This is a genomic window from Nonomuraea sp. NPDC003201, from assembly GCF_053590415.1.
Window position 1 is genome coordinate 25,120 of record NZ_JBSFTC010000091.1, and the last position, 11,700, is coordinate 36,819.

Here is an 11,700-nt window from a genome sequence, read left to right on the forward strand (position 1 = left end):
GGATACGCTCGCTCACCGATGGGACTCGACCGATCCGGGCGGATGCTCGCCGTGCTCTCGGTGGCGCCCGCGCTCGCCGTGGCGGGCTGGCTGGTGGCGGGGCTGCCGCTGCTGCTGCTCGGCCACTTCGCGCCGCTGCCCGCGGCGCTGCTCGGGCTGCCCGCCGCCGCCCTGCTCTGCCGGGCCGGCACCCGCGGGCTGGGCAAGGTGGCCGAGGCCACGTCCCGGCAGGTCATGGGCGTCCTGGCGGTGGCCGTGGCGTCCGGCGTGTTCAACACGCTCATGCACACCGAGCAGATCGTCGTCAGGCGCGACCCGGCCACGTACGCGCAGTACGCGGCCTGGATCGCGGGCCACGGCTCGCTGCCCGTCCCCACGCAGGCCTGGGCGTTCGGCGGCCCGGACCCGTCGTTGATCTTCAAGAGCGTCGGGTTCTACGCGTTCGACGGGGCGGTGGTGCCGCAGTTCATGCCGGGGCCGCCGATCCTGTTCGCGGTCGGCGACTGGCTGGGGATGCCCTTCGCGATCCCGGCGGTGCTGGGCGGGCTGGCCGTGCTCACGGTGGCCGGGGTGGTGGCGCGGCTGGCGGGGGCGCGGTGGGCGGTGCTGGGGGCGGCGGTGTTCGCGGTCAGCCTGCCGATCCTCTACACCTCGCGCAGCACGTTCAGCGAGATCCCGTCGCTGATCCTGCTGTTCGGCGGGCTGGCGCTGGCTCACGACGCGCTCGCCCGGCCGGGCCGGGCCCGCGGGCTGCTGGCCGGGCTGGTGTTCGGGCTGGCCGTGCTGGTCCGGGTCGACGGGCTGCGCGACGTGCTGCCGGTGCTGGCGTTCGCGGGGCTGCTGATCGCGATGCGCCGCTTCGCCAGGCCGCAGGGGGCGCTGGGCCTGCCGCTGCTGGCCGGGCTGGTGGCGGGCGCCGGGGCCGGGATGCTCGCGGCGTACCTGCTCTCCCGGCCCTACCTGTCGTACCTGTCGGGGTCGGTCAAGCCGCTGCTGGCCATCTGCGCCGCCGTCCTCGTGCTCACCGCGGTGGGCACGGCCGCGGCCCCGCTGCTGGCCAGGATCCGGCCGCCGGCGTGGGTCCCCGCGGCCGGGGCAGGGCTGGTCGTGCTGCTCATGGCCGGCCTGTACGCGCGCCCGTGGTTCCAGACCGTGACCCGCGTGCCCGTGACCGAGGACGACCGGCGCACGGCCCTGATGATCGCCCAGACCCAGCAGGCCAACGGCCTGCCCGTGGACGACACCCGGCTCTACTTCGAGAACTCCCTGCACTGGGTGGCCTGGTACGTCGGCATCCCCGTGGTGGTGCTGGCCACGGTCGCGGCGGCGGTGCTGGTGCGCAGGCTGCTGCGGGACGGCGGGCCGTTCGAGTGGCTGCTGCCCCTCGCGGTGATCGGCTGGACCACCGTCACCACGCTCCTGCGCCCCGAGATCACCCCTGACCACCCGTGGGCCGCCCGCCGCCTGGTCCCCATCGTGATCCCGGGCCTGATCCTGCTCGCCATGTACGGCCTGGCATGGCTGCGCGACCTGCTCCGGGCACACCCGCCGTCCTGGCCGCGCGGGTCCCGGGCGCGGCGGTGGGGGATGGCGCTCGCCGTCCCGATCGTCCTCGCGCCGCCGGCCGTCACCTCCATCGGGACGGCGTTCACGCCGGTCGAGCGGGGCGAGGCGGCGGCGGTGGCGGGGATGTGCGCGAAGTTCCCGCCCGACGCGTCGGTGCTGATCGTGGAGCGGGTGACCGGCGACCGGTTCACCCAGCTCGTACGCGGCATGTGCGACCGCCCGGCGGCGATCGTGGCCCGCGAGGGCTCGGTGGACACCGCCCCCGAGGCGGAGGTGCGCCGGCTGATCGCCCGGGTGCGCGCCGCGGGCCGCGTCCCCGTCGTGCTGGCCGCCGACGACTACCAGGTGGCGCCGTACGGGCCTCCGACTCAGGTCTTCGCGCTGGCCTCCCGCCAGGACGAACGCTCTCTCGTGGACGCCCCGAACGGCACCTGGGGCCTGCGGATCGGCGCCTGGATGGCCCTCCCCGAAGGGAATGGATGATCTTGGAAGTGGGAGCCCCCAGTGGGCGCACGTGGACTCGGCTTTGAGTTGGGCAGAGTACCCTCAAGGCCCGTGAGCACGCTAGAGACCCCGAAGAGTGGACCTGCCGTGGAAGAAGCGCCGTACGTCACCATCGTTCTTCCCTGCTACAACGAGCAGGATCACGTCATCGATGAAGTCGAGCGCATCACCAGGTCCATGGACTCGAGCGGCTACACCTACGAGCTCGTGGCCGTGGACGACTGCTCGACCGACGAGACGCTGGCCAGGCTGAAGCAGGCCGCTCCCGACTACCCCCACCTGCGCATCCGCGCCTTCCACCGCAACGGCGGCGCGGGCACCGTGCGGCGCATCGGCACGCAGGAGGCCAAGGGCGAGATCGTCGTCTGGACCGACGCCGACATGACCTACCCCAACGACCGCATCCCCGAGCTGGTGCAGATCCTGGAGAAGGATCCGATGATCGACCAGGTGGTCGGCGCGCGCACCAGCGAGGAGGGCTCGCACAAGCTGCTGCGGGTCCCCGCCAAATGGGTGATCCGCAAGGTGGCGGAGCAGCTGGCCGGGCAGAAGATCCCCGACCTCAACTCGGGGCTGCGGGCCTTCCGCAGGACGGTGGCCAAGCCCTATCTGCGGCTGCTCCCGCCCGGGTTCTCGTGTGTGACGACGATCACGCTGTCGTTCCTGTCCAACCAGCACGACATCTACTACCTGCCGATCGACTACGCCAAGCGGGCCGGGAAGTCGAAGTTCAGCTTCGTGTCCGACGCGTACCGCTACATCCTGCAGGTGCTGCGGATGATCATGTACTTCAACCCGCTCAAGGTGCTCATGCCGCCCGCGCTGTGGCTGGTGGGCATCGGGTTCGTGAAGGGTCTGTGGGACATGGTCATGCACCCGTTCTACTTCCCGGCCAACACCGTGATGATCTTCCTGTCCGGGCTGCTGATCGGGTCCGTGGCGCTGCTCGCTGACCTGATCGTGCGGTCGCGGGGGGAGTAGCGCGTGCGGATCGCGATCGTCGGCCCCACCTATCCGTACAAGGGGGGCGGGGCCCAGCACACCACCGAGCTGGCGCACCGCCTCGCGGCCCAGGGCCACGACGTGGTGATCGAGTCGTGGCGGGCGCAGTATCCGTCGTTCCTCTACCCGGGGCAGCAGACGATCTCCGCGCCGGAGGGCACGCCTTTCCCGAAGACCCTGCGCAGGCTCGACTGGCGGCGTCCCGACGGGTGGGTGGCCGCCGGGAGGCGGCTCAGGTCGGCGGATCTGGTGGTGCTGGCCGTGCTGAGTCCGGTGCAGGTCCCCGCATATTTGGGGATTTTGTACGGGATAAGGCGAAAAGTCAGGACTATTGCCCTCTGCCACAACGTGTTGCCCCACGAGCGCAAGCCGTACGACGAGCCGCTCATGAAGGCGCTGCTCAAGCGGGTCGACGGGGTCCTGACCCACTCCGAGCAGCAGGCCGGGCTGGCCAGGGGGTTGACGGGCAGCCCGGTCAGCGTGGCGGCGCTGCCGCCGCACCTGCCCTCCACCAATGCCGAGAAGTCCACCCAGGTCCACCGCCGGTTGCTGTTCTTCGGCATCGTGCGGCCGTACAAGGGGCTGGATCTGCTGCTCAGGGCGCTGCCCGACGGGATCTCGCTGACCGTCGCGGGGGAGTTCTGGGGCGGGCTCGACGAGACGCGGGCGCTGATCGCCGAGCTGGGCCTCGGTGACCGGGTCGAGCTGCGGCCCGGCTACGTGGCCGCCGAGGACGTGCCGGGGCTGTTCGCGCGGGCGGACGCGCTCGTGCTCCCGTACCGGAACGCGACCGCCAGCCAGAACGTCTGGCTCGGCCACGAGCACGGCGTGCCGGTGATCGCCACCCGCGTCGGCGCGCTCGCCGACCACGTCACCGACGGCGTGGACGGGCTGCTGGTCGAGCCGGGTGACGCCGGGGCGCTGCGCGCGGCCCTCGAACGCTTCTACGCCTCGGGCGAGCCCGAGAGGTTGCGGTCGGGCGTCAAGGCCGTCGATCCCGAGCCGTTCTGGTCGGCGTACGCGGGGACGCTGCTGGCCGCCTGACGGCCGAGCACGAACGAGATGCCCGCGGCCGTCGCGTCCGCCAGCGTGAACGCCAGCCGCGACACGATCGCCACCGCGAGCGCCGCCGGGGTGCCGATGAGCGGCGAGAGCACCAGCACCAGCGCGCCCTCCCTGACCCCGACCCCCGCGGGCACGACGATGGTGAGGATCCCGGTGGCCCACGCGAACGCGTACGCTCCGGTCGCGACGAGGTAGAGGTCGGAGCGGCCGGAGAGCAACCAGATGTGCAGGCCGTACACGAACCAGCCGAGCGCGGTCCACGCCACCGCGACGACCACGGTACGGCCGGGCAGCACGCTCTCCAGCGGCTCCTTGCGCGCGATCCGCAGCGCCAGGTTGAGACCCCAGGTGAGCACCTTGGGATGCAGGCACACGATGATCACCGGCACGAGCAGCACGAGGTACCAGGCCTTGCGCACCGCCTCCAGCGAGCCCAGCGTCGCCGCGGCGATCGAGACGGCGACGCCGAGGTTGATCACCAGGCTCAGCGAGATCGTCGCGAACGTGCGCCGCGGCGGGCTCCCGTGGTCGCGCCCGAGGTCCATCATCGCCGCGTACGCCCACACGGCGCCCGGGATGTACTTGCCCAGCTGGCCCACGAACATGATCCGCCCGGCGATCCGCAGCGGCACCCGCGTGCCCAGCCCCGCCAGGATCTCCCGCCAGGCCACCAGGATGAAGACCTGGCCGAGCAGCACCGCCGCGAACGCCCCGAGCACCGCCCACGGTGACATCGCCGCCACCGCCCCGGTGGTCTCGTCCCAGTTCGTGGCCAGCCCGTAACCCAGGAAGCCGAGGGCGATCAGGGCGAGGACGACGCGCAGCAGGCGACGGAGCATTCGCTCAGGCTACGCGTGCTCCGCCGGGCAGGCCAGACGGCGGCGCCGACGACCGCGAGCGCGGCCGCACCGGCTTCGTACCCATGCCCATTTGGGTACTGTGGGTCCTCGTGGGTAAGCAACGAGTCGCGCAGCTCGAATACTCGGAGTTCCAGTCCGCCATGCTCGACGAGGGCAAACGGCGGCGGAAGGCTGCGAAGATCATCGCGGTGCTCGAGCACTTCCGCGGGCCGCTGGGCGGGCTGACGGTGGGCGACGTGGGCTGCTCCGCGGGGTTCATCGCCGACGAGCTCGCGCAGGCCGGGGCGAAGCACACGCTGGGCATCGACATCGACGTGCCGGGGCTGCGCAAGGCCGCCGACCGGTTCGGCGAGCGGGTGGCGTTCGTGTGCGGCGACGGCACCGCGCTGCCGTTCCCCGACGGGTCGATCGACGTGCTGGTCTTCAACCACATCTACGAGCACGTGGTCGACCCCGACTCCGTGGTGGCCGAGATGCACCGGGTGCTGTCCGACGACGGGGTCCTCTACCTGGGGCTGGGCAACCGGCTCGGCGTCATGGAGCCCCACTACAAGCTGCCGTTCCTGTCCTACCTGCCGCCCGCGCTGGCCGACCGCTACGTGCGGGCGTCCGGGCGGGCCGACCACTACTACGAGCGGTTCAGGACGCGGCGCGGGCTGCGCAAGATGCTGCGGGCCTTCCACGTGTGGGACTACACCTTCCCCGTGCTGGCCACGCCGGGCCGGTTCGCGGGGGGCGAGCTGTTCCCCGGCGCGCTGGGGCGGATCGCGCAGACCGTGCTGGCCCGCACTCCCCGTGAGGTGCTCAGGCTGCTGCTGCCCCTGGTACCCACGTACCTGTGGGTGGCCACCAAGACGCCGCGGCGGCCCGCGGGCGCGGCGCTGCCGCGGCCGCCCGAGCGGGTCCGTCCGCTGTGACGACCGTGAAAGAGGAGGCCGCGCCGCGGCGCTCGCCGGTCCGCAGGCTCGTCCGGTACGGCTTCCTGGCCGTCGCGCTCGGCTTCGGCGCCTACGCCGTGGCCAAGCAGTGGGACACCGTGGTGGCCGGGTTCGCCAGGCTGTCGTGGGCCGCGCTGGCCGGGTCCCTGGTCGCCGTGGTCGCGGCGCTGCTCGGCGCCATGCTCACCTGGCGCACCCTCCTGGCCGACCTCGGCTCCCCGCTGCCGCCGAGGCCCGCCGCCAAGGTCTTCTTCGTCGGCCAGCTCGGCAAGTACATCCCCGGCGCCGTCTGGCCGGTGATCGCCCAGATGGAGATGGGGCGCGACCTCGGCGTGCCGCGCTCGCGCAGCGCGGCGGCGTTCTTCCTGATGATGCCCATCCAGCTGGCGACCGGCCTGCTCGTCTCGGTGGTCACGCTCGGCTGGGACCGCTACGGCTGGCTGCTGCTGTTCATCCCGCTGCTGCTGGTCCTGCTGGAGCCCAAGGTCATCAACGCCGTGATCGGGTACGCCCTGCGCAAGCTCAAGCGGGAGCCGCTCGAACGCCCGCTCACCCGGCGCGGCATGCTCGCCGCCCTCGGCTGGGCGCTGGCCGGCTGGCTCTGCTACGGCGTGCACCTCTACTTCGTCGCCCCCCAGGGCGGCCTGCTCTTCGCCGTCGGGGCCTTCGCGCTGTCGTGGTGCCTGGGCATCCTGACCTTCGTCGTCCCCGCGGGCGCGGGCGTGCGGGAGGTCGCGATGGTCGCGGTGCTGGCGCCTCACGTGGACGGCGGCGCGGCGATCGCGGTGGCTCTTTCGTCCCGCATTGTCATTATTTTGGGGGACCTGATCTGCGCCGGTATGGCGGGAATCGCAGCGCGTCGCAACTCCGTGTGATTTGACCGGCGATTTAGGGGAGGCTGGTCATAAGCTGAACTTCAGAGGGGGACACCAGTCCCACGTTGATCTTGAGGGGAGAAGATCTACGTAATGCCTCGAGTGCTCGTCGACGCGGCGGCGGTCCCCGCGGACCGTGGCGCGTTGATCAGATATGTGGACGGGCTCGTGGCCGCGCTCGACCGGGCCGGCGCAGACCTCGCGGTGGTCTGCCAGCGCTCAGAGGCCGAGCGCTACCGGAGCCTCGCGCCCTCGGCCCTGGTCCTCCCGGGGCCCGTGGCGATCTCCAACAGGGCCGCCCGGCTCGCCTGGGAACAGACCGGCCTGCCGCTGCTCGCCCGACAGGCGGGGGCGGACGTGATCCACGCCCCCTACTACTCCATCCCGCTCGGTTCGGGCCTGCCGACCGTGGTGACGGTCCACGACGCCACCTGGTTCACCGAGCCCGACCAGCACAGTTCGCGGGCGTCGTTCTTCCGCTCCGCCACCCGCACCGCCGTGCGCCACGCCCGGCGGGTGATCGTGCCCTCCAAGGCGACCAGGGACGAGCTCGTCCGCGTGCTCGCCGCCGACCCCACCCGCATCGACGTCGCCTACCACGGAGTCGACCTGCGGCAGTTCCACCCGCCGAGCGACGACGAGATCCGCCGGGTCGCGCTGCGGTGCGGGCTGCACGGCCAGCCCTATGTGGCGTTCCTGGGCGCGCTCGACCCCCGTAAGAACGTTCCCAACCTCATCCGCGGCTTCGCCGCCGCCGCGAAGCACCTGGACGCGCCGCCCGCGCTGGTGATCGGCGGCGGGGTCCACGAGGACGACGTCGACGCCGCCTGCCGGGAGGTGGAGGCCACGGTCAGGGTCATCCGGCCCGGCTACCTGCGCGCGCCCGATCTGCCCGGGTTCCTGGGCGGGGCGCTCGTGGTGGCCTTCCCGTCGCGCGGCGAGGGGTTCGGCCTGCCGGTGCTGGAGGCCATGGCCTGCGGCGCGCCGGTCCTGACGACGCATCGCTCGTCTCTGCCGGAGGTCGGCGGCGACGCCGTGGCCTACACCGAGCCGGACGCCGACAGCATCGCCGTGGCGCTCGGACACCTGCTGGGCTCCTCCGCCCGCAGGGGGCAGCTGCGGGAGGCGGGGCTGGCAAGAGCACGCGAGTTCACCTGGGACGCCTCGGCCGAGGCGCATCTCAGCTCTTATCAACGCGCGATCGAATAGTTCGGTAACCTCACGGAGTGATGGAGAGCTCTTTGCCAGACCTCGAGGCGATCCTCCTGGTCGGGGGGCAGGGCACGCGCCTGCGTCCGCTGACACTGGGCACGCCCAAACCGCTGCTGCCGACCGCCGGAGTGCCGTTCCTGGCCCACCAACTCGCCCGTGCGCGATCTTTCGGGGTCCGCCGGATCGTGTTCGCCACCTCCTACAAGGCGTCGATGTTCGAGCCCGCCTTCGGCGACGGGTCGGCGTTCGGGCTCTCCCTCGAATACATCACCGAGGAGACGCCGCTGGGCACCGGCGGCGCGATCCGCAACGCCGCCGAAGCCCTCACGGCGGGGCCGTCCGACCCGGTCCTCATCCTCAACGGGGACATCCTCTCGGGCCATGACATCGGCGATCAGGTACGCACCCACCTGGCACGACATGCCGCTGTAACGCTCCATTTGACAGAAGTCGACGATCCCTCCCGGTTCGGGTGCGTCCCGACCGACGAGACCGGGCGGGTGACGGCCTTCCTGGAGAAGACGCCCAACCCGGTCACCAACCGGATCAACGCCGGCTGCTACGTGTTCACCCGGTCGGTGATCGACTCGATCCCCCGCGACGAGGTCGTGTCCGTGGAGCGGGAGACGTTCCCCGGGCTGATCGAGGCGGGCGAGCTGGTGCTGGGCTACGCCGACCGCACCTACTGGCTCGACGTCGGCACGCCGGCGGCCTTCGTACGGGGGTCGCGCGACCTGGTGCTGGGGCGGCTCGACTCGCCCGCGCTGCCGGGGCCGACCGGGGAGTTCCTCGCGCTGGAAGGGGCTCAGGTCTCGCCCGAGGCCAAGGTGCAGGGCGGCACGGCGGTCGGCGCGCGGGTCGTGGTCGAGGCCGGGGCGACGGTGGTGGGCTCGGTGCTGACCGACGACTGCGTCATCGAGGCGGGCGCGTCCGTGACGGACTCCGTGGTGGGCCGGGGCGCACGGGTCTGCGCGGGCACGGTGGTGTGCGACGCGGTGATCGGCGACGGCGCCATCGTGGGGCCGGGCAACGAGCTGCAGAACGGCGTGCGCATCTGGCCCGGGGTGGAGCTGCCCGAGCGCGCGATGCGCTATTCCAGCGACGTCTGAGCCTCTGCCCTTGCTCCTGCGGCCCGGTCACGGGCAGCGGGGAGGTGGGGGCAGACTGGACGGGTGAGAGAGCGCAGGTGGGTGCCCGAGGGGCCGCTGGACGTGGGGCTGGCGTTGCAGCCGCACAAGCGCGGTGGCGGGGATCCCACCTGGCGGCAGGGCGCTGACGGGTCCGTGTGGCGCACGTCCAGGACGCCCGACGGGCCGTGCACGCTGCGGGTGGGCGTCAAGGCCGGGTGCGTGCACGGGCAGGCGTGGGGGCCGGGCGCGGAGTGGGCGCTGGAGGCGCTGCCGGCGCTGTTGGGGGCATTCGACGACGCTTCCGGATTTGTTGCCAAACATGATGTTTTGGCGGAGGTTGTCAGGAAAAATCCGGGTTTGCGGATCGGGCGTACCGGGCGGGTCATGGAGGCCCTCGTACCGGCCGTGCTCGAGCAGAAGGTGGTCGGGCAGGAGGCGTGGCGGGCCTGGCGGTGGCTGCTCGGCCGGTACGGCGAGCCCGCGCCCGGACCCGCGCCCGAGGGGATGCGGGTCGTGCCCGAGACCGTGGTGTGGCGGCAGATCCCCAGCTGGCACTGGCACCGCGCGGGGGCGGAGGCCGTGCGCGCCCGGACGATCGCGAACGCCGCCTGGCACGCCGACAAGCTGGAGGCCGCCGCGACCACCGAGGAGCTCGACCGGCTGCTGCGGGCGCTGCCCGGGATCGGGGTGTGGACCTCGGCCGAGGTGCGCCAGCGCGCGCTGGGCGACCCGGACGCGGTGAGCGTCGGCGACTACCACCTGGCCAAGCTCGTCGGCTACGCGCTGACCGGGGAGAAGACCGACGACCCGGGGATGTTGCGGCTGCTGGAGCCGTACCAGGGGCATCGGCACCGCGCCGCGGTGCTGGTCTGGCTCACCGGCCTGCGCCCGCCCGCGCGCGGGCCCCGGATGTCCGTACGCGACTACCGGTCCTTCTGACGCGCCGGGCCCCTGGGTGCGTGCGGCGAACTCAGCCGTCGTACTGTGCCCGTATGAGTCTCGTCAGTGATTCCGCACTCCGCCGGGCCCTCGCACGTGCCCGCGACGGCAAGGCCCTCGACGTCACGGAGGTGACCGTCCTCCTGCAGGCCAGGGGCGAGCACCTCGACGCCCTGCTCGAACATGCCTCCCGCGTACGTGACGCCGGGCTGCGGGCGGTCGGCCGCGAAGGGATCATCACGTACAGCAAGAAAGTGTTCATCCCGTTGACCCGGCTCTGCCGGGACCGTTGTGGTTACTGCACCTTCGCGACCGCGCCGCACAAGCTGCCCGCGCCGTTCCTGAGCCCTGACGAGGTGCTGGAGATCGCCCGGCAGGGGGCGGCCATGGGGTGCAAGGAAGCGCTGTTCACGCTGGGCGACCGGCCTGAGGACCGCTGGCACCAGGCGCGCTCCTGGCTCGACGCGCACGGCTATGACGACACCCTTTCTTATGTGCGGGCCATGGCGATCGGAGTGCTGGAGGAGACCGGGTTGCTGCCGCACCTCAACCCGGGGGTGCTGACCTGGCGTGACCTGCAGCGGCTCAAGCCCGTCGCGCCGTCCATGGGGATGATGCTGGAGACGACGTCGCGGCGGCTGTTCGAGGAGAAGGGGGAGGCCCACTACGGGTCGCCGGACAAGGACCCGGCCGTACGCCTGCGCGTCCTGGAGGACGCCGGCCGGACGAACGTGCCCTTCACCACCGGGATCTTGATCGGCATCGGCGAGACCATCGAGGACCGGGCCGAGTCGATCTTCGCGATCCGGCGGGTGGCGCGCGAGTACGGCGGGATCCAGGAGGTCATCGTCCAGAACTTCCGCGCCAAGCCCGACACGGCGATGCGGGGGCTGCCCGACGCGTCCCTGGAGGAGCTGGCGGCCACGATCGCGGTCGCGCGGCTCGTGCTCGGGCCCCGGGTCCGCATCCAGGCGCCGCCCAACCTGGTGGACTCCGAGTACGCGCTGATGATCCGGGCGGGGATCGACGACTGGGGCGGGGTGTCGCCGCTCACCCCCGACCACGTGAACCCCGAGCGGCCCTGGCCGCAGATCTCCCTCCTGGAGGCCCGGACCGCCGAGTCCGGGTTCCAGCTCCGGGAGCGGCTGACGATCTATCCCGAGTACGTGGTGGCCGGGGAGCCGTGGCTGGACCCCCGGCTCTTCGCCCACGTGGCCGCCCTGGCGGACCCTGCCACAGGGCTCGCCCGCGCTGACGCCGAGCTGCGGGGGCTGCCGTGGCAGGAGCCGGACGGCGGGTTCGCGTCGTCGGGGCGGGTGGATCTGCACGTGGAGGTGGACACGGCGGGGCGCACGCACGATCGGCGGGACGACTTCGACCACGTCTACGGCGACTGGACCGCCCTCCGCGACCGCCTCCCCTCACCCCTTCCATCCACCGCGCCGTCGTCCACCGCGCCGTCGGACGGTGCGGAGCGGGATCCCGCCGCACGCGTTGCGCCGAGCACCACCGCAGGGCTCCCCGCCGCACCGGCGCCTGGAGCGCGGGTTGCGGAGGGTGCGGGCGCTGACGCCGCGCACCCCGCTGCGGGGCCAGCGGGCGCTGCGGC

The 11,700-nt window shown here is 72.4% G+C and carries 10 protein-coding genes; 9 read left to right on the forward strand and 1 reads right to left on the reverse strand.

Annotated elements, in window-relative coordinates:
* Positions 1–18 precede the first annotated feature (18 nt).
* The 3 genes from ACWDX9_RS28425 to ACWDX9_RS28435 all read left to right on the forward strand — a co-directional run bounded on the left by ACWDX9_RS28425 (position 19) and on the right by ACWDX9_RS28435 (position 4,116).
* Positions 19–2,049, forward strand: coding sequence for a hypothetical protein (locus ACWDX9_RS28425; RefSeq protein WP_449959193.1), 2,031 nt, complete (start codon positions 19–21; stop codon positions 2,047–2,049).
* Between the two features lie 72 nt (positions 2,050–2,121).
* Complete coding sequence (locus ACWDX9_RS28430; RefSeq protein ID WP_357726325.1) at positions 2,122–3,051, forward strand: glycosyltransferase family 2 protein; 930 nt, start codon at positions 2,122–2,124, stop codon at positions 3,049–3,051.
* 3 nt (positions 3,052–3,054) lie between these two features.
* Positions 3,055–4,116: a glycosyltransferase family 4 protein gene (locus tag ACWDX9_RS28435; protein WP_364243009.1), complete on the forward strand. Its 1,062-nt coding sequence runs from the start codon at positions 3,055–3,057 to the stop codon at positions 4,114–4,116.
* Here the strand turns inward: ACWDX9_RS28435 and ACWDX9_RS28440 are convergent.
* Positions 4,017–4,976, reverse strand: coding sequence for a lysylphosphatidylglycerol synthase transmembrane domain-containing protein (locus ACWDX9_RS28440; protein WP_449959195.1), 960 nt, complete (start codon positions 4,974–4,976; stop codon positions 4,017–4,019). The two genes, ACWDX9_RS28435 and ACWDX9_RS28440, sit on opposite strands and share 100 nt — an antisense overlap.
* 110 nt (positions 4,977–5,086) lie before the next feature.
* On the opposite strand from ACWDX9_RS28440, the gene ACWDX9_RS28445 reads away from it, so the two are divergent.
* The 6 genes from ACWDX9_RS28445 to cofG form a co-directional block, all read left to right on the forward strand.
* Entirely contained in the window at positions 5,087–5,914 is an 828-nt protein-coding gene (locus tag ACWDX9_RS28445; RefSeq protein ID WP_449959197.1) for a methyltransferase domain-containing protein, read from the forward strand.
* On the forward strand, positions 5,911–6,810 hold the full coding sequence (locus ACWDX9_RS28450; RefSeq protein ID WP_449959199.1) for a lysylphosphatidylglycerol synthase domain-containing protein: 900 nt from the start codon (positions 5,911–5,913) through the stop codon (positions 6,808–6,810). Before ACWDX9_RS28445 ends, ACWDX9_RS28450 begins: the two co-directional genes overlap by 4 nt.
* A 93-nt stretch (positions 6,811–6,903) precedes the next feature.
* The gene (locus ACWDX9_RS28455) at positions 6,904–8,019 is read left to right on the forward strand and encodes a glycosyltransferase family 4 protein (protein WP_449959201.1); all 1,116 of its coding nucleotides are present in this window, start codon (positions 6,904–6,906) and stop codon (positions 8,017–8,019) included.
* 32 nt (positions 8,020–8,051) lie between these two features.
* Complete coding sequence (locus ACWDX9_RS28460) at positions 8,052–9,131, forward strand: sugar phosphate nucleotidyltransferase (protein WP_449959203.1); 1,080 nt, start codon at positions 8,052–8,054, stop codon at positions 9,129–9,131.
* Between the two features lie 63 nt (positions 9,132–9,194).
* The gene (locus tag ACWDX9_RS28465) at positions 9,195–10,091 is read left to right on the forward strand and encodes a DNA-3-methyladenine glycosylase family protein (RefSeq protein ID WP_449959205.1); all 897 of its coding nucleotides are present in this window, start codon (positions 9,195–9,197) and stop codon (positions 10,089–10,091) included.
* A gap of 53 nt (positions 10,092–10,144) precedes the next feature.
* Positions 10,145–11,700: 7,8-didemethyl-8-hydroxy-5-deazariboflavin synthase CofG (gene cofG, locus ACWDX9_RS28470; RefSeq protein ID WP_449959207.1), on the forward strand; the 1,556-nt coding region annotated here is incomplete at its 3' end.